Consider the following 17,392-nt stretch of genomic DNA (forward strand, 5'->3'; position numbering starts at 1 on the left):
GCCGGCGGCGAGCACCAGGCCCGCGGAGGCCAGGCCCTTGGCCAGCCAGCCGCACTCATCTCTTGTCGAGCATGGACTCGAGCTGGGGCAGGAGATCGAGGTGGGCGGCAGCGGCCTCCAGCATGCGGCGCTCCTTGCGGTCCACGCGGCCATCCACGAGCGCCATCTGGACGAGATTCTTCAGGAAAACCGAAGCTTCGGGGCTACCGCGGGGGATGAGCTTGTTGAAGAGCTGGGGGCCGGAGTTGAGCGCCATCTCCACGTTCTGCCAGGGCACGCTCCAGCGCGTGGCGCACAGCTTCAGCAGCTTGCGCTCGGAGGCATCCACCGCGCCGTCGGTGGCGGCGATGGCGGCCATCATATAGAGGAGCCGCTCGCGCTCCTGAACGTCCAGAACGTTATCGGTCCCCGGCGAGGCCATCGCGGCGGCGGGCGCTTCGACGGGGCTGATCGGACGGGCGGGGGAGGGGAGCTGGGCCCCGGCGCTGCGCCGCTGGCGCTCGCGGGCCTCCCACGTCTCCGAGAGGAAGGCGAAGGCCAGCACCCAGTCCTGCTCGCCCGTGCCGAGCCGCGCCCCGCAGTAGTCGCAGGTGCTGGCGCCGCTGTTGGTCAGCGGCGCGTTGCACTGCGGGCAGCGATCGGTGGCCATGCCGTTGGAGGTGTTCGTCTTCGCGCCGTGCTTGCGCGTGAGCGTGAAGACCCAGCGCTGCGGCACGGGCGGCAGCTGCGGCGGGCGACCGGTGGCGGGGCCCACGCCCATGCGCGCGCTCCAGCGGATCTCCACGTGGGCCATGTCGTGGCCGTCCGGGTGGATCTCGAAGGCGCGGGTGGTGACGGCGCCCACGGCGCACTCCAGGATGACGCGGCGCTTGCCCTGCTTGCCCAGCGTTTCGATCTCCTGGCCGAGCTGGGAGACCATCTCCGAGTTGGCCACCTGGGCCATCCGGCTCGCCTCGCCGCGGCTCTGCGCGTCGATCCACCTCCAGAACAGGAGCGAGGTGCGGTCCTCGAGGATCTCCAGGTTGAGCGCGGGGTCGGCCTGACGGGCCTCGCGCAGCCCGCTCACGTCGGCCGGGTGGCGGTTGAACTCCACGCCCTGGGTGATCTCCGAGAGCGTCCAGTCGTAGTTGCCGGAGTTCACCACGGCATTGCAGTACTCGCAGGTGTTCGCGGCGCCTCCCTTGAAGGGCGCGCCGCAGTTGGGGCACTTGCCCTGGAACAGGTCCTGGCCGATCCGCGTCTGGGCGCCGGGCTTGCGGACGAAGGTCCACACCTCGGTGAAGGAGTCATGGGGCGCCTTGCGGGCCGCGGCGAGGGCCTCCGCGTCCGAGGCGCTCGCGGGCACGTCCGTGTCGCGCAGCTCGGCGCGCACGCGCACGTGGATGCTGTCGAACCACTGGCTCTGCTCGAGCCCGATGAGCTGCACGCTCAGCAGCCGCACGTCGGAGATGGCGTCGCGAACGCCCTGGGCGGCCATGAGCTGGAGCTGCACGTTGAAGCGCTGGAAGGTGGCGTCCGAGAGGAACGGGCGGATGGGGGAGAGCTCCCGCTTGAACCAGGCCTCCTGCAGCGCCGGGAAGAGCTTGCGCACCTTGCCGAGCACCGTGTCGAGCTCGAACTGGGGATCCCTGCTCTTCAGGGCCTGCACCCACCGCTGGACGTCCTGCTCGGAGACCTGGGTGCGGTGCTCGGCCTCGCGGCGATCGAGGGCGCGCTGGGTGGTGGCCGTGGGGTTGAGGAAGCGCGTGTAGTAGAAGTAGGCGGCGCAGACGATGATGAGCAGCGGGACGCCGACCTTCGGGTAGCGGAAGGCCAGCTCGATCAGGCGGAAGACGATCCAGAGGATCTCCCCGCCGCCTCCATCCCCTCCGGAGTCGTCGCTGCCCCGCGAGTAGTGCTCGCCACCGCCGCCACGAGCCAGGGCCGCGAGCGGGATCAGGGCCACGAGGGGGAGCAGCCAGGGAGCCAGACGGAGCAGGTGTCTCGACGCGGTGCGCATACCCACCCAGTCTAACCGCTTCGGCCTTGCCACGTGGGCCCTGACGCCGCAGGCTCCCCCGGTCAGCGGCGGCCCGAGACAGGGCCTGGAAGGGGAGCGCAACATGCCGGAATTCAAGGTCGACGCCCGCGGAGCCATCGAGATCTGGACCATCGACGGGGCGGACCGTCGCAACGCGATCAGCCGGGCCATGCTCCGGGAGCTGGGAGAGATGGTGGGGCGTGTCTCCAGCGGGCGGCAGATCCGCGCCGTCATCCTCACCGGGGCGGGGGACAAGGCCTTCTGCGCGGGAGCGGATCTCAAGGAGCGCGCCACCATGAGCGAGCCGGAGGTGCGCGCCTTCCTGGACGGGCTGCGGCAGACGTTCCGCGCCATCGAGAAGAGCGACTGCACCTTCATCGCGGCCATCAACGGGGCGGCGTTCGGCGGCGGCACCGAGCTGGCGCTGGCGTGTGACTTGCGGGTCGCCGCGCCGGCGGCGGAGCTGGGGCTCACGGAGGTGAAGCTGGGCATCATCCCCGGGGGCGGCGGCACGCAGCGGCTGTCGCGGCTGATCGGCCCGGGCCGGGCCAAGGACATGATCCTCACCGGCCGGCGGATGAACGCGGCCGAGGCCTTCAGCGTGGGGCTGGTGAACCGGCTGGCGCCGGAGGGCCACCTGGTGGAGACGGCCTTCTCGCTGGCGGAGGCCATCGTGGAGAACGCGCCCATCGCCGTGTCCACCGCCAAGCACGCCATCAACGAGGGCATGGGCCTGGAGCTGGACGCCGCGCTGGCGCTGGAGCTGCGCAAGTACGAGGAAGTACTGAAGACGGAGGACCGGCTCGAGGGCCTGCGCGCCTTCGCCGAGAAGCGCCCTCCGGTCTACAAGGGGCGCTGAGCCCCGCAAACAGCGAGAGCCGCCAGGGTCATCCCCCGACGGCTCCCACCGTTGCTACGCGCCATACAGGCTAGGCGTTGGCCGTCTTCTCCTGGCCGATGCCGATGTTCTGCTTGTTCAGGTAGCCCATGGCCTTGTCCTTGACCTGGGTGCGCAGCTCGGTGCCGGGCGTGGGCGCCAGCATGAGGGCCACGACGCTCCCCACGGCCGCGCCGAGGATGAACACGCCGAGGCTCCCGAAGGTGGCCTTGGCCGGCTTGTTGGTGGTGAGCCCCACGTAGTGCAGAACGTCATCCGGATCGAAGTCATCCCACTTGTTCCTGGCGATCTTGGGGATGTCGTTGAGGACCTTCCGGGCCAGCCACTTCCGATACAGGCTGCTCTTGGCAGCAAACGTTGCCTTCTTCGCGAACATGATTCGTTCCCTCCTGGGCCGAGCGTTCAGAGAGCACCGCGCCCCTACGGCTTCGCTCCCCGTCGGAGTCTCAAGGTAGGCAGGGGTGCTCAGCGCGGCATCCCTGGGAAAAATCTTTCCCACCCACCCACCGGTCGGTAGGTCAGTCGCCCGATCGACAGCTCGCTTTCCGAGCGCCAGAGGGCAGCCAGCCGAGCGCCTTTCTGGTATGTGGCCCCTCGCCATGTCCTACGACCAGAAGCTGCTCGAGAAGATCGCCGAGGTAGAGAAGGGGGGCGCCGAGAAGTACCACGTGAAGAACAAGGAGGCGGGCAAGCTCTTCGCTCGTGAGCGCATCCGCCTGCTCGTGGATCCGGAGTCCTTCATCGAGGACGCGAAGCTGGCCAACAACGCGGACGCGGAGCTGCCCTCGGACGGCGTCATCATCGGCCTGGGCAAGGTGGGTGGCCGCACCGTGGCCATCATGGCCAACGACTCCACGGTGAAGGCCGGGAGCTGGGGCGCTCGGACGGTGGAGAAGATCCTCCGCATCCAGGAGACGGCGCGCACCCTGCGCTGCCCGCTGTTCTATCTGGTGGACTCGGCCGGCGCGCGCATCACGGACCAGGTGGAGATGTTCCCCGGCCGACGTGGCGCGGGCCGCATCTTCTTCAACGAGGTGCACCTGTCCGGCTTCGTGCCGCAGATCTGCCTGCTCTTCGGGCCCTCGGCGGCCGGCGGCGCGTACATCCCGGCCTTCTGTGATCTGGTCATCATGGTGGACGGCAACGCCTCCATGTACCTGGGCAGCCCGCGCATGGCGGAGATGGTGATTGGCGAGAAGGTGACGCTCGAGGAGATGGGCGGCGCCAAGATGCACTGCTCGGTGTCCGGCTGCGGCGACGTGCTGGTGAAGACGGAGCCGGAGGCCATCGAGGCGGCCAGGCACTACATCAGCTTCTTCCCGGAGAACTTCAGCCAGCCGCCGCCCGCGGTGGCGCCCAAGGCCCCCAAGGCCAGCGGCAAGCGCGTGGAGGAGATCATCCCCGCGGACCAGAACAAGCCCTTCGACATGTACGCGCTCATCAACGAGCTGGTCGACGAGGGCAGCTGGTTCGACGTGAAGAAGCTCTTCGCCCAGGAGCTCATCACCGGCCTGGGGCGCATCAACGGCCGGCCGGTGGGCATCGTGGCCAACCAGCCCAAGTACAAGGGCGGCGTGCTCTTCGTGGACTCGGCGGACAAGGCCGCCCGGTTCATCTGGCTGTGTGACGCCTTCAACATCCCGCTGCTCTACCTGGCGGACGTGCCGGGCTTCATGATCGGCACCAAGGTGGAGCGCGCCGGCATCATCCGCGCGGGCGCGAAGATGATCTCCGCCGTCTCCGAGGCCAGCGTGCCCCGCATCTGCGTGGTGGTCCGCAAGGCCTACGGCGCGGGCCTGTACGCCATGTCCGGCCCCGGCTTCGCCCCGGACGCCACCCTGGCGCTGCCCCAGGCGATGATCGCCGTCATGGGCCCGGAGGCGGCCGTCAACGCCGTCTACTTCAACAAGATCCAGGAGAAGCCCGAGGCCGAGCGCGCCGCCTACGTCCAGCAGCTCCGGGACGAGTACCGGGCGGACGTGGACATCTACAAGCTGGCCAGCGAGCTGGTGGTGGACGAGATCGTCCCCGGCGACAAGCTGCGTCATGAGCTCACCCAGCGCTTCGAGGCCTACTCGCGGCGCTACCAGCCCCGGGCGGAGAAGAAGCACGGGGTGCTCCCGGTCTGAGGCCGGGCGAGCGTCCACCGCTGGACGCTTCCACGGCCCTCCATGAGTGAGGGCCGGACGTTTCGAGAAGAGTAGGTTGGATTCCCCCTGGCCGGGCTACAGCTTCGGCTCCTCACTGCGATTAGATAGTCGACCCACCATGGACTTCGAACTCCCTGAAAGCCACCGAGCCCTCAAGGCCTCGCTGAAGGACTTCTGCGAGCGCAAGGTGAAGACCCAGTCCCGTGAGTGGGACAAGGACGAGAAGTTCCCCATGGAGGTGGTCCGTGAGCTGGGCCAGCTCGGCGTGCTCGGCATGCTCGTCTCCGAGGAGTACGGCGGAGCGGCCATGGACAGCCTGGCCGTCGCCGTGGCGGTGGAGGAGATCGCCCGCTACGACGGCTCGCTCGCCCTCACGGTGGCCTCGCACAACGGCCTGGGCACCAGCCACATCCGCGTCTTCGGCAACGCCGCCCAGAAGAAGAAGTACCTGCCCAAGCTCGCCAGCGGCGAGTGGCTGGGCGCCTGGGGGCTGACCGAGCCCGGCTCCGGCTCGGACGCCTCGGGCATGAAGACCACCGCCGTCCGCAAGGGCGACAAGTGGGTGCTCAACGGCACCAAGATGTTCATCACCCAGGGCACCGTGGGCGACGTCTTCGTGGTGCTGGCCCTCACCTCGCCGGAGAAGCGGCAGAAGGGCATCACCGCCTTCATCCTCGAGAAGGGGCTGCCCGGCTTCAGCCAGCGCTCCATCCACGGCAAGCTGGGCATGCGCTCCTCGGACACCGCGGAGCTCATCCTGGAGGGCGTGGAGGTGCCGGACTCGCAGCGGCTGGGCGAGGTGGACCACGGCTTCATCGACACGCTGAAGATCCTCGACAAGGGCCGCATCACCATCGGCGCGCTGGCGGTGGGGCTCGGCCGAGGCGCGCTGGAGGAGTCGGTCCGCTACGCCCGCGAGCGCACCGCCTTCGGCCAGCCCATCTCCGAGTTCCAGGGCCTGCGCTGGATGTTCGCGGACATCCGCACGGAGATCGACGCGGCGCGCCTGCTCGTCCACCGCGCGGCGTGGATGGCGGACGCCGGCATGCCGTACACGCAGGCTGCCTCCCAGGCCAAGCTCTACGCCTCCGAGGCCGCCATGCGGGCCTGCAACAAGGCCGTGCAGATCCACGGCGGCTACGGCTACACCCGGGAGTTCCCCGTCGAGCGCTACCTGCGCGATGCCAAGCTGTGCGAGATCGGCGAGGGCACCAGCGAGGTCCAGCGCTCCATCATCGCCCGCGAGATCTTCAAGGGCTGACGGATGGAGACCGCCCGGCTCGAGCAACTCGGCCTGCGGGTCGAGGAAAGCCCCACGGGCCAGCAAGCCACGCTGGAGCTGGGGGAGGCCTTCGTCCTGGAGAACCCCGTGACGCGCCAGCCGCTCGGGCCCGTCACCTTCCAGGTCGCCGGGGAGCGCCTGGTGCCCATGGCGCCGCCCGCGGTGGTGGGGCTGCCGCCCATCCCGCTGGGCTCGGTGGGGACACGGGGGGACGTTGCCCTGGTGCTCACCAGCGCCTACGACGAGTACCTCTTCCACATCGAGCGCCGCTCCGCGCAGCTCCACGCGATGGGGCTCCATCCCAACCTGCACCCGGAGACGCTGGAGCTGTCCACGGAGCTGGAGATCGGGCCGCTCTCGCTCTCGCTCGTCACGGATCGGCTGGGCCAGTTCCGGGTGAGCCGGGTGGTTCGGGACGGCCAGGAGATCTCGGGCCTGCCCTCGTTCCGCTTCGAGCTGTTCGACTTCCGCGACAGGGATTCGCTCGCCAGCTACCTGTCCGCGCTGATCGAGGAGCGGCTCGCCCGTCCCCATGCTCCCCCGAGCGGGAGCCCCGGCCTGGTGCGCTACGAGGAGCTCGCGCGGGCCTTCGGGCCGCAGGCGGTGGTGCCCCCGCGCAGCGCGCTGGAGCTGCTGGTGCAGGTGCGCGTGAAGGGGGAGGTGTACCGCTTCGCCGCGGCCCGGGTTCAGGGCCGTACCTTCCGTGGCCTGCTGGCCGGCGCGCGGGGCAAGGTATGGTCGGAGCGCTTCGAACTCGATGCCTTCCCTGGCATCGTTCAACTGGTGGCGGACCTCTTCCAGGTCTCCCCCGAGGCCGTGCAGCTCCTCGGGCCGGACGCGCCACAGGAGTGAGCATTGGCAACGGCGACTCAACTGGCTCAGCGGGTGCTCGACGGAGATGTGCGGGCCGCATCGCGCCTGATGCGCCACATCGATGACGGCGAGGCGAGCGCCACGGCAGACCTGCGCGCCCTGTTCCCCCGGACGGGCCGGGCCTACATCATCGGCCTCACCGGCTCGCCCGGCGCGGGCAAGTCCACGCTGACGGATCGGCTCATCGCCAGGTTCCGCAAGCAGGGCAAGAAGGTGGGGGTGCTGGCGGTGGACCCCACCAGCCCCTTCACGGGCGGCGCCATCCTGGGCGATCGCATCCGCATGCAGGATCACGCCACGGACCCGGGCGTCTTCATCCGCTCGCTGGCCACCCGGGGCAACCTGGGCGGCCTGTCGCGCGCCACCGGCGACTGCATCCGCGTGATGGACGCGATGGGGCAGGACATCATCCTGGTGGAGACGGTGGGCGTGGGGCAGGACGAGATCGACATCGCCCAGATGGCGCACACCACCGTGGTGGTGACGGTGCCCGGCATGGGGGATGACGTGCAGGCCATCAAGGCCGGCATCCTCGAGGTGGCGGACGTGTTCGCGGTGAACAAGTCCGACCTGGACGGGGCCGACCGCATGGTGCGCGAGCTGCGGATGATGCTGGAGCTGCGCCACGCGGTGAAGGCGCCCGCCATGGACCATGACGCGCACCACCGCATGGTCCGCGCCAAGGCGGAGGGCCGGCACGTGGAGGAGGCCCCGGGCCCGCGCGAGTGGGAGCCGCCCATCCTCAAGGTGGTGGCCGCCAAGGACCAGGGGGTGGACGCGCTGGTGGAGGCGGTGGAGCAGCACCGCGCCTTCCTGGACGAGACGGGGCTGCGCAAGCAGAAGGAGCGGACCCGCGCCGCCATGCAGTTCGTGGCCCTGCTGCGCGAGCGGCTGCTGCGCGGGGCCCTGGCGAGGCTCGAGCGGGAGCGGGGCCGGCTGGACGAGGTGGCCAGCCGGATCGCCGAGCGACAGGCCGATCCGTACGCGCTCGCCGAGGAGCTGGCGAGCCAGCTCTCGGAGTAGCCGCGTGGAGAAGCTGAGCCTTCAAGAGCGCGTCCAGGAGCTGGAGAACCGGCTGGGGGTGCCCATGCTCCGCAAGGAGCTGGGCCTGGCCGCGCTGACGCACAAGAGCTACTTCAACGAGCACCGCGAGGCGGGGCTCCAGGACAACGAGCGGCTGGAGTTCCTGGGGGACGCGGTGGTGGACCTGGCCATCAGCCACCGCCTGATGGAGCGCTTCCCCAACGCCTCCGAGGGCGAGCTGTCCAAGCTGCGCGCGCTGATCGTCAACGAGGAGGGCCTGGCGCGCATCGCCCGGGCGCTGGCGCTGGGCGATCTGCTGCTGCTGGGCCGGGGCGAGGAGATGACGGGCGGGCGGGAGAAGAGCTCCGTGCTGGCCGACGCCATGGAGGCCGTCATCGGCGCGCTGTACCTGGGCTCGGGCATGGACGCGGTGATGGCGCTGGTGGACCGGCACTTCGCGGACGCCCTGGACGGGGTGGCCCAGGGCCGCAGCGGCCTGGACTACAAGACGAAGCTCCAGGAGGACGTGCAGAACCGGCTCAAGCTGTCGCCGCGCTACCGGGTGGTGGCCGAGGCGGGGCCTGACCACGAGAAGACATTCGAGGTGGAGGTGTCCATCGGCTCGGAGCTGTACGCCCGGGCCACGGGGCGCAACAAGAAGGAGGCGGAGCAGGCCGCCGCCCGCGCCACCCTGGACATGCTTCGGAAGGACGACACCTCGAAGTGAAACCCCTTGGAGGGGGGGAGGGCGGGGAATAAGGTCCCCGCCATGTTCCGGATGATTGCGACCGCCCTGCTCCTGGCCGCCACCGTTGCCGGTGCGCAGCCCTCCGCCGGCCCGTGGACCCAGAAGGTCCAGGCGGGCAAGGACCTCTACGCCACCCTCAAGACGAACCAGGGCGACATGGTCGTCCGGCTCTTCTCCAAGGACGCGCCCAAGACGGTGGAGAACTTCGTGGCGCTGGCCGCCGGCGAGAAGGAGTGGAAGCACCCGGGCACGGGGGAGAAGTCCAAGAAGCCCCTGTATGACGGGACCGTCTTCCACCGCGTCATCCCCGAGTTCATGATCCAGGGCGGCGATCCCACCGGCACGGGCATGGGAGATCCGGGCTACAGCTTCGCGGACGAGTTCCAGAGCGGCCGCACCTTCTCCAAGCCGGGCCTGCTGGCCATGGCCAACGCGGGCCCCAACACCAACGGCAGCCAGTTCTTCATCACCACCTCCACGCCGGCCTACCTGAACAACCGGCACACCATCTTCGGCGAGGTGGTGAAGGGCTATGACGTGGCGGTGAAGATCTCCAAGGTTGCGCGCGATCCGGGCGACAAGCCGCTGACGCCGGTGACGATCACCAAGATCGAGCTGAGCGAGAAGGCTCCGAAGGGAGTCCCCGCGGACAAGCCGGCCAAGGGCCTGCCGAAGAAGGCCGCCGAGAAGAAGTAGGCACAGCACCACTCACGAGGGCCCGAATCCAAACCCGAGGGCCCCCAACCGTAGCGGGAGACGCAGATGGGCATGATGGACGAGGCGCGCGCTGGGAAGGACCTTTACGCCACCTTCGACACGACCGAAGGGAAGGTCGTCGTGAAGCTGTTCGCCAAGGACGCGCCGAAGACGGTGGAGAACTTCGTGGGGCTGGCCACCGGCGAGAAGGAGTGGAAGCACCCGGCCACCGGTGACCGCAAGGTAGGCGAGCCGCTCTACAACGGGACCATCTTCCACCGCTGCATCCCGGAGTTCATGATTCAGGGCGGCGATCCGCTCGGCCGGGGGACGGGCGGCCCGGGTTACCGCTTCGAGGATGAGTTCCAGAGCGGCCGGCGTTTCGACAGGAAGGGCCTGCTGGCCATGGCCAACGCGGGGCCCAACACCAACGGCAGCCAGTTCTTCATCACCGTGGTGCCCACCCCCCACCTCAACAACCGCCACACCATCTTCGGCGAGGTGGTACAGGGCTATGAGGTAGTCGACCGCATCGCCAACGAGATTCCCAAGGGCCCGGGCGACCGGCCCACCACCGAAGTGCGCATCAACAGCCTGACCATCTCGACGACCGCGCCGTAGCCCCGACCGCCTGGAGGGCGGGCAGGGGAGTTGTAGGCGGGTCGTGCAGTCCCACGGGCCTTCCTCCTCGGAGGAAGGCCCCAGATCACCTTCTCAACGATGGCCTCGAAGAACTACCGCAGCGGCTTCGCCGCGCTCATTGGGCGCCCCAACGTGGGCAAGAGCACGCTGCTCAACCAGCTCACCGGCGAGAAGATCGCCATCGTCTCGCCCAAGCCGCAGACCACCCGCAACCGAATCCTGGGCGTGGTGACCCGGCCGGAGGGGCAGGTGGCGTTCATCGACACCCCTGGCATCCACCAGGCCAAGGGAGAGCTCAACCGCTACATGGTGGAGACGGCCCTCTCGGCCGCCGAGGAGGTGGACCTGGTCCTCTTCCTCATCGAGCCGCCGGGTGGCGAGAAGCCCGAGTCCTGGGTGGGCCCGGGCAACCGGATGATCCTCGAGCGGCTGCAGCGCATCGGCAAGCCGACGTTCCTGGTCATCAACAAGATCGACACCATCCCCAAGCCGAAGCTGCTGCCGCTGATCGATCTGTTCCGCAACGAGTTCCCGTTCGCGGAGGTGGTGCCCCTGTCGGCGCGCGAGGGGGACGGGGTGGAGAAGCTCTTCCACGTGGTGCTCCAGCACCTGCCGGAGGGAGAGCCCATCTTCGACGAGGACATGCTCACCGATCAGCAGGAGCGCACGCTGGTCGCCGAGTACATCCGCGAGCAGGTGCTGCGCCACTGCCGGCAGGAGATTCCGTACTCCACGGCGGTGCTGGTGGACGTGTTCGACGAGTCCGAGCGCGAGCCCCGGCCGGGCGCGCCCGAGGGGCAGCTGGCGGGCCTCATCCGCATCGCCGCCTCCATCTACGTGGAGCGCGACAGCCAGAAGGCCATCATCATCGGCAAGCAGGGACAGATGTTGAAGACCATCGGGACGGACGCGCGCAAGGCCATCCAGCGGTTGCTGGGGGCGCACGTGTACCTCTCGCTCCGGGTCCGCGTGGAGCCGCGCTGGAGCGAGCGCCCCGAAGGGCTCAAGAAGCTGGGATACGAGTAATGAAACCGCTGGTCGCCATTGTCGGACGCCCCAACGTGGGCAAGTCCACGCTCTTCAATCGCCTCATCCACCGCCGCGCCGCCCTCGTGGAGGACGTGCCCGGCGTCACCCGGGATCGCCACTACGCGGACACCGAGTGGGGGGATCGGGCCTTCACCGTCATCGACACGGGCGGCTTCGTCCCCGGGGACAAGGATCTGCTCCTCCAGGAGGTGCGCGAGCAGGCGCAGCTGGCCGTGGAGGAGAGTGACGTCATCATCCTCGTCACGGACGGCCGCGCCGGGCTCACCGCCGCGGACGAGGCCGTGGCCCGGCTGCTGCGCAAGAGCGGCAAGCCGGTGCTGGTGGCCGCCAACAAGCTGGACAGCCCCACCGGCTCCATCCAGGCGCTCTCAGCCGAATTCTTCCGGCTGGGGTTGGGAGACGTGTTCTCCGTGTCGGCCGAGCACGGGCTGGGCCTGCCCCAGCTCGCCGAGGCGCTGCTGGACAAGCTCCCGCCCAAGCAGGAGGGGGAGAGCGCCGAGGAGCTGCCGGACGATGGCACCATCCGCATCGCCATCATCGGCCGGCCCAACGTGGGCAAGAGCACCCTGGTGAACTCCCTGCTCAAGCAGAAGCGGGTGGTGGCCAGCGACGTGCCGGGCACCACGCGGGACCCCATCGACTCGACGCTCACCTATAAGGACAAGAAGGTCATCCTCACGGACACGGCGGGCATCCGGCGCAAGCGCTCCATCGCGCACCGCGTGGAGAAGTACTCCGTGGTGGCGGCCCTGAAGGTGCTGGATCGCAGCGACGTGGCGGTGCTCCTGATGGACGCCACCGAGCCGGCGGTGGACCAGGACGCCAAGCTGGCGGCGCTGGCCGAGGACAAGGGCCGCGCGCTCGTCATCGTGGTGAACAAGTGGGATTTGATCGGCTCGGACCAGCGCCGGCAGGAGGCCTACCGCGAGGCGCTCAAGCACTCCCTGAAGTTCGTGGGGTATGCGCCCATCGTCTTCACCTCGGCGCTGACGGGCTCCAAGGTGGAGAAGGTGGTGGAGATCGCCATCGAGCTGGCCGAGCAGTTCCGCTACCGGGCGCCCACCCCCCAGCTCAACCGGCTGCTGGAGCACACGGTGAGCGAGCACCCGGCCCCCATCTTCGCGGGCAAGCCCCTGCGCCTGTACTACATCGCCCAGGTGGGCACGGCGCCTCCCACCTTCGCCCTGACGTGCAATCACCCGGAGGGCGTACCGGAGATGTACAAGCGGTACATCACCAACCAGCTCCGCAAGACGTTCGATCTGCGGGTGCCCCTGCGGCTGCTCTTCAAGGAGCGGCCAGGCAAGGCCAAGCGGGAGGCCCGCAAGCGACCCAACGCGAAACCGGGCAAACAGCACAAGCGCTGAGCGTGTTCGCGTTGACACCCCCGGTAGGCGCTCCGTAGATTGCGCCGCCTTTCGCACCCGAGAAGAAGAGGTCCAGGGACGTGGCCAATTCCGAGAAGATGACCCAGCAGGAGCTCAAGCAGCCCGATGCCTTCCAGCGCGCAGGTGCGGAGGCTCGAGACTGGCTCATCGAGCGGCAGACGCTCGTCATCCTGGCCGTGGGTGTGGTGCTGGTGGGAGGCCTGGTCGTGGCGCTCATCAGCTACTTCTCCAGCCGGGGCGAGGCCTCGGCCGCCAAGGAGCTGGGCGCGGCGCTGGAGATCCTCGATCGGCCGGTGATCGCCACCCCCGAGGGTGCGCAGCTCACGCCGCAGGACGGCACCGAGCCTCCCTTCAAGTCGGCCCAGGAGCAGGACCAGGCGCTGGTGAAGGCCCTCACGGACTTCCGCGCGGCCCACAAGGGCACGAAGTCGGCGACGACGGCGGCGCTGGCGCTGGGCAAGGCCGAGTACCGGCTGGGCAACCACGACAAGGCGGTGGCCGCCTTCTCCGAGTACCTCAAGGACGCCGCCCAGAACGACCCGATGCGCGCCGCGGCGCTCGAGGGCCGGGGCTACGCCTACGAGGCGCAGCAGAAGTACGACGAGGCGCTCGCTTCCTTCGACGAGATGTCCAAGGTGGAGTCCGGCGGTTACCTGGAGGGGATGGGCCAGTACCACCGCGCCCGCATCCTGATCCTCCAGGGGAAGAAGGATGACGCGGCCGCCGTCCTCGTGAAGATTCCAGTGGACCATGCGGGCAGCGCGGCGGCGCGGCTGGCCAGCGAGCGGACGGCGCTGCTGGCGGCGGCGGGGGTGAAGATCCCCGAGCCGCCGAAGCCCACGGGCGGGCCTGGGGACGGAGGGGCATGAAGCGGCGTTCGTGGAAGCGGTGGGTAGGGGTGGTGGGGGCCGTGGGGTTGCTGGGCGGGTGTAGCTCCGTCTCGCTCTTCGGCAACCCCGTCAGCTCCGAGGTGCGGCAGGCCCCGGCCAGCTTCTTCGAGGTGAACTGGTGGACGCCGCTCGTCGAGCCGCCCTCCTGGGAGTACGCGCCCCGTGAGTTCGCCACCCCGGCGGTGGATCCGGACTCCGGGCGCATCATCACGCTCACCCGGGACGGCATCATCCGAGGGGTGGCTCCTGGCGGCCAGGTGGACTGGTCCTTCAAGACGGCCAACCGCTTCTCGGCCGGCGCCCTGGTGCACGAGGGCATTGCCTACGTCCCGGGTGGCGACGGCAACCTGTACGCGCTGGACGCGCGCACCGGCGAGCTGAAGTGGAAGTACGAGGCCGGCGAGTCCCTGGCGACGACGCCGGTGCTGGCGGGCTCGCTCGTGCTGGTGGCCTCGGAGGCGGACACGCTGTTCGCGGTGGACGTCGAGACGGGCAAGTGGGCGTGGCAGTACCGGCGCGATCAGCCCAGCGGGTTCACCATCCACGGCACCTCGTCGCCGCTGGTGAAGGGCGACACGGTCTACCTGGGCTTCTCGGACGGGTACCTGGTGGCGCTCGACGCCAAGGGTGGCACCACGAAGTGGGAGAAGTCCCTGGCGGGCGGCGCCTCCGAGTACCTGGACGTGGACACCCAGCCGGTGGTGGATGACGCAGGCCGGCTCTACGTGGCCTCGTACCAGGGTGGGCTGTACGCCCTGGAGGCCGAGACCGGGGATGTGGAGTGGAGCTCCTCGGTGGCGGGCATCACCTCGCTGCTGGCTCGGGGGGAGATCGTCTTCGCCACCGGGAACGGCCGGGTGGATGCCTACCTGGGCGAGACGGGGCGGCTGCTCTGGTCGCACAACCTGGGCGAGCGGGCAGGGCGCAGGCCGGTGCTGGCGCGGGGCATGCTCCTGGTGCCGAACCAGCGGGCGCTGCTGTTCGTGGATCCCAAGACGGGCCAGTCCCGGCTCGCGTGGAACCCGGGTGACGGCATCAGCGCCGCGCCCACGGTGGCAGGCTCCACCGCGTACGTGCTGTCCAACAACGGCTACCTGTACGAGCTGCGCCTGCAGGGGGGCGGCGGTTGACGGGGAGCGCGCCGAGGACGGTCCGGGTGGTGGCGGCGTTGATTCCAGGGCCTGACGAGGGCTCGCGGTTCCTGGTGCAGCAGCGACTCCCGGGGGGCAGCCGAGCGCTGCTCTGGGAGTTCCCCGGCGGCAAGGTGGAGGCCGGCGAGACGGACAAGGCCGCGCTGGCCCGCGAGTGCCGCGAGGAGCTGGACGTGGAGCTCGAGGTGGGCCGGCGGCTGTGGGAGGGCCGGCACACGTACCCGGATCTCACGGTGGAGCTGGTGCTGTACTGGGCCCGGCTGGTGTCGGGTGAGCCCAAGCCGCTGGGAGCGCACGCGCTGCGGTTCCTGACGCCGGCGGAGATGAAGGCGCTGCCCTTCTGCGAGGCGGACATCCCGCTGCTGGAGGAGCTGGTGGCCGGAAGGCTGGAGCTGCCGCGGTGATGTTGCAGCGGACGTTCCAGCACATCCCGGGCGTGGGGCCGTTCCGGGAGAAGGACTTGTGGGCTCAGGGCATCAAGACCTGGGATGACTTCCCGGCGGCGGGCACGGGTGCGCCCGCGATGACGCGGAAGATGGACGAGGTGGCGCGCGAGTACATCGCCAAGGCGCGCGAGGCGCTGGGGCGCGGGGATCTTCGGACGCTGGCGCAGCTGATTCCGTCGCGGGAGCACTGGCGGCTGTACCCGGAGTTCGCGCGGGACGCGCTCTTCTTCGACATCGAGACGGACGGCAAGGAGAACCAGGCGCCCACGGTGGTGAGCCTGTTCGACAGCGCGGGGCTGCACGTGTTCGTGCTGGGCCGGAACATGGACGCGCTGCCGGAGGCGATGGCGACGCGGCGGCTGTGGGTGTCCTTCAACGGCACGTGCTTCGACGCGCCGGTGCTGAGGGACTACTTCGGCGAGAGCCGGTTTCCGAAGCCGGACGCGCACATCGATCTGCGGTTCGTGACGAAGCGGCTGCGGATGAGCGGCGGGCTGAAGGAGATCGAGGACAGCCTGGGCATCGGGCGACCGCCGCACCTCAAGGGCGTGAACGGCTGGGACGCGGTGCTGCTGTGGCGGGCGTACAAGGCCCGGGCGGACGTGGAGGCCCTGCGGTTCCTGGTGGAGTACAACCTCTATGACGCGTTCCAGCTCCGGACGCTGATGGACGTGACGTACAACCGGGGCGCGGACGAGCTGAACCAGGACGTGCCGCGGGTGCCGGTGTTCGACCGCGGCGAGGTTCTGTACGACGTGAGCAAGCTCATCCTGGAGCTGGGGCCCACGGAGCGGGACATGCAGACGCTGGCGCGGGTGCGCAGCCAGGACCGGGACCTGCGCGAGCTCTGAGGCTACCGGCGCTTCTTCTTCTCGTTCTTCTTGGGAGGAGCCGGGGCGTCCTTCTCCTTCTCGCCGGCGACCTGGAACTCGAACCGGAGGTCCTCGATCTCTCGGCCCAGGGCGTCGGTGAAGGTGGCGCCGGTCTGCGCATCGATGACCACGGTGTACTTGTGGCCTGACTTGAGCGGAGTGGGCACGGCGATCCGGTAGATGACGCCGGTGGGGCTCTCTTCGGCGGAGTCATCGGAGACCATGGCGCGCTCGACTTCATCGAAGAGCCGGATCCGGTAGTTGCGCAGGCCGATCGAGCTGCGCAGCTCGATCAAGGAGGTGGATTCGATGGTGGGCCGTTCCTCGACGGCCAGGGCCATGGGCTCCATGCCGCCATCGCCGAGCTGGTACCGGACGACGAAGGACGCGGGAGGAGGCGCGGGAGGACCGGCATCCTCGGGAGCCTCGGCCACGCCGCCGTCGGTGGGGGCGACGGGCTGCTTGTCGGGGCATCCGGCCAGGAGGATCGACGCGCTGATTGCGAGAAGGCCACGGCGGAGGTGACGACGCATAGGGCGGACACGGTATGTCCCACGGGGGGAACGGAGAAGCCCGAAGACGGGCTGGAGAGCTTGGCCGTTGGCGAGAAAACCCGGCTGGTGCCGGACCCACCTTGCGAGGTAGGGTTGAATCATGCTGACCTGGGAGGGCAGCACGGTAGCCAAGGCGCCCGAGATCGGGCAGTACGCCGGTCGATGAAGCCACTCAGGAGGTAGTGTCATGTCCAAGCAACCCACTGAGCCACTCCGGTCGATTCGACTTCCACGCGAAGTGGAACTCGAGCTTCAGGAAGAGATGACCGCGACGGACCGGTCCGCCAATTCGATCGTCGCCGAGGCGCTTCGGCTGCGGCGAGCGATCCTGGAGGCCATGGGCGTCGGAGGAGCAGGCACGGAGCCAAGCGCACTCGCGGACTCCGCGACGAGGCTGATCAAGCTCGGGCTGAAGGCCCAGCAGGCCAGGAAGTAGGCGGATTCCGCCCGAGGAGGGAGCGGTGAAGGAGAGCGAAGGGACGCACGCGGAGTTGGTGCCCGGAGTGATGGTGGGGCCCTGGCTCATCCGCGCTCGGCACGACCGGGGCAGCTTCGGGGTGGTGTTCCGAGCCCAGAGAGCCGGGCACCCCGAGGCCGGGCCCTTCGCGTTGAAGGTGGCGGTGACGGCGGAGGACCCGCGCTACAAGCGGGAGGTGGCGCTGCTGCAGAGCCTCCAGCACGCCTCGGTGCCGCGCTTCGAGGACCGGGG

General features: G+C 69.3%; 18 protein-coding genes and 1 pseudogene. 16 read left to right on the top strand and 3 right to left on the bottom strand.

The window, feature by feature from the left end:
- Positions 1-55: 55 nt before the first annotated feature.
- Positions 56-1,999 carry a TIM44-like domain-containing protein gene (locus tag KY572_RS36350; RefSeq protein WP_224248288.1) on the bottom strand — a complete coding sequence of 648 codons (1,944 nt, stop codon included), beginning with the start codon at positions 1,997-1,999 and terminating at the stop codon, positions 56-58.
- Between the two features lie 103 nt (positions 2,000-2,102).
- Between KY572_RS36350 and KY572_RS36355 the strand changes: the two genes are divergently transcribed.
- A complete protein-coding gene (locus KY572_RS36355; RefSeq protein ID WP_224248289.1) occupies positions 2,103-2,879 on the top strand; it encodes an enoyl-CoA hydratase-related protein in 777 nt (258 codons plus the stop codon).
- A 70-nt stretch (positions 2,880-2,949) separates the two neighbouring features.
- Here the strand turns inward: KY572_RS36355 and KY572_RS36360 are convergent, their stop codons facing one another.
- Positions 2,950-3,294 carry a YtxH domain-containing protein gene (locus KY572_RS36360; RefSeq protein ID WP_224248290.1) on the bottom strand — a complete coding sequence of 115 codons (345 nt, stop codon included), beginning with the start codon at positions 3,292-3,294 and terminating at the stop codon, positions 2,950-2,952.
- Positions 3,295-3,517: 223 nt separating this feature from the next.
- On the opposite strand from KY572_RS36360, the gene KY572_RS36365 reads away from it, so the two are divergent.
- From KY572_RS36365 to KY572_RS36425, 13 genes are all read left to right on the top strand, one after another.
- On the top strand, positions 3,518-5,047 hold the full coding sequence (locus tag KY572_RS36365; RefSeq protein WP_224248291.1) for an acyl-CoA carboxylase subunit beta: 1,530 nt from the start codon (positions 3,518-3,520) through the stop codon (positions 5,045-5,047).
- 139 nt (positions 5,048-5,186) lie between these two features.
- On the top strand, positions 5,187-6,329 hold the full coding sequence (locus tag KY572_RS36370; RefSeq protein WP_224248292.1) for an acyl-CoA dehydrogenase family protein: 1,143 nt from the start codon (positions 5,187-5,189) through the stop codon (positions 6,327-6,329).
- 3 nt (positions 6,330-6,332) lie between these two features.
- Positions 6,333-7,202, top strand: coding sequence for a hypothetical protein (locus KY572_RS36375; RefSeq protein WP_224248293.1), 870 nt, complete (start codon positions 6,333-6,335; stop codon positions 7,200-7,202).
- Positions 7,203-7,205: 3 nt separating this feature from the next.
- A complete protein-coding gene (meaB, locus tag KY572_RS36380; protein WP_224248294.1) occupies positions 7,206-8,246 on the top strand; it encodes a methylmalonyl Co-A mutase-associated GTPase MeaB in 1,041 nt (346 codons plus the stop codon).
- 4 nt (positions 8,247-8,250) lie between these two features.
- Positions 8,251-8,973 carry a ribonuclease III gene (gene rnc / locus KY572_RS36385; protein ID WP_224248295.1) on the top strand — a complete coding sequence of 241 codons (723 nt, stop codon included), beginning with the start codon at positions 8,251-8,253 and terminating at the stop codon, positions 8,971-8,973.
- Positions 8,974-9,024: 51 nt separating this feature from the next.
- Positions 9,025-9,690: a peptidylprolyl isomerase gene (locus KY572_RS36390; protein WP_407660065.1), complete on the top strand. Its 666-nt coding sequence runs from the start codon at positions 9,025-9,027 to the stop codon at positions 9,688-9,690.
- 66 nt (positions 9,691-9,756) lie between these two features.
- Positions 9,757-10,311: a peptidylprolyl isomerase gene (locus tag KY572_RS36395; RefSeq protein WP_224248297.1), complete on the top strand. Its 555-nt coding sequence runs from the start codon at positions 9,757-9,759 to the stop codon at positions 10,309-10,311.
- Between the two features lie 99 nt (positions 10,312-10,410).
- Positions 10,411-11,358, top strand: coding sequence for a GTPase Era (gene era, locus KY572_RS36400; protein WP_224248298.1), 948 nt, complete (start codon positions 10,411-10,413; stop codon positions 11,356-11,358).
- A complete protein-coding gene (gene der / locus KY572_RS36405; RefSeq protein WP_224248299.1) occupies positions 11,358-12,749 on the top strand; it encodes a ribosome biogenesis GTPase Der in 1,392 nt (463 codons plus the stop codon). Before era ends, der begins: the two co-directional genes overlap by 1 nt.
- Positions 12,750-12,829: 80 nt before the next feature.
- Positions 12,830-13,639 carry a tetratricopeptide repeat protein gene (locus KY572_RS36410; protein WP_224248300.1) on the top strand — a complete coding sequence of 270 codons (810 nt, stop codon included), beginning with the start codon at positions 12,830-12,832 and terminating at the stop codon, positions 13,637-13,639.
- On the top strand, positions 13,636-14,790 hold the full coding sequence (locus KY572_RS36415; RefSeq protein ID WP_224248301.1) for an outer membrane protein assembly factor BamB family protein: 1,155 nt from the start codon (positions 13,636-13,638) through the stop codon (positions 14,788-14,790). Before KY572_RS36410 ends, KY572_RS36415 begins: the two co-directional genes overlap by 4 nt.
- Positions 14,787-15,215: a (deoxy)nucleoside triphosphate pyrophosphohydrolase gene (locus tag KY572_RS36420; protein WP_224248302.1), complete on the top strand. Its 429-nt coding sequence runs from the start codon at positions 14,787-14,789 to the stop codon at positions 15,213-15,215. Before KY572_RS36415 ends, KY572_RS36420 begins: the two co-directional genes overlap by 4 nt.
- The gene (locus KY572_RS36425; RefSeq protein WP_224248303.1) at positions 15,215-16,108 is read left to right on the top strand and encodes a ribonuclease H-like domain-containing protein; all 894 of its coding nucleotides are present in this window, start codon (positions 15,215-15,217) and stop codon (positions 16,106-16,108) included. Before KY572_RS36420 ends, KY572_RS36425 begins: the two co-directional genes overlap by 1 nt.
- A gap of 2 nt (positions 16,109-16,110) precedes the next feature.
- Here the strand turns inward: KY572_RS36425 and KY572_RS36430 are convergent, their stop codons facing one another.
- Positions 16,111-16,662 (bottom strand): hypothetical protein, encoded by a 552-nt coding sequence (locus KY572_RS36430; RefSeq protein ID WP_224248304.1) that lies wholly within the window; start codon positions 16,660-16,662, stop codon positions 16,111-16,113.
- A gap of 208 nt (positions 16,663-16,870) precedes the next feature.
- Here KY572_RS36430 and KY572_RS36435 point away from each other — a divergent pair, with 208 nt between their 5' ends.
- Both KY572_RS36435 and KY572_RS36440 read left to right on the top strand, forming a co-directional pair.
- Positions 16,871-17,119: a hypothetical protein gene (locus KY572_RS36435; protein ID WP_224248305.1), complete on the top strand. Its 249-nt coding sequence runs from the start codon at positions 16,871-16,873 to the stop codon at positions 17,117-17,119.
- Between the two features lie 25 nt (positions 17,120-17,144).
- Positions 17,145-17,392, top strand: a pseudogene (locus KY572_RS36440) (serine/threonine protein kinase); the annotation flags it as partial.

Origin of the sequence: Hyalangium gracile (assembly GCF_020103725.1) — a bacterium.
Classification (GTDB): Bacteria; Myxococcota; Myxococcia; order Myxococcales; family Myxococcaceae; genus Hyalangium; species Hyalangium gracile.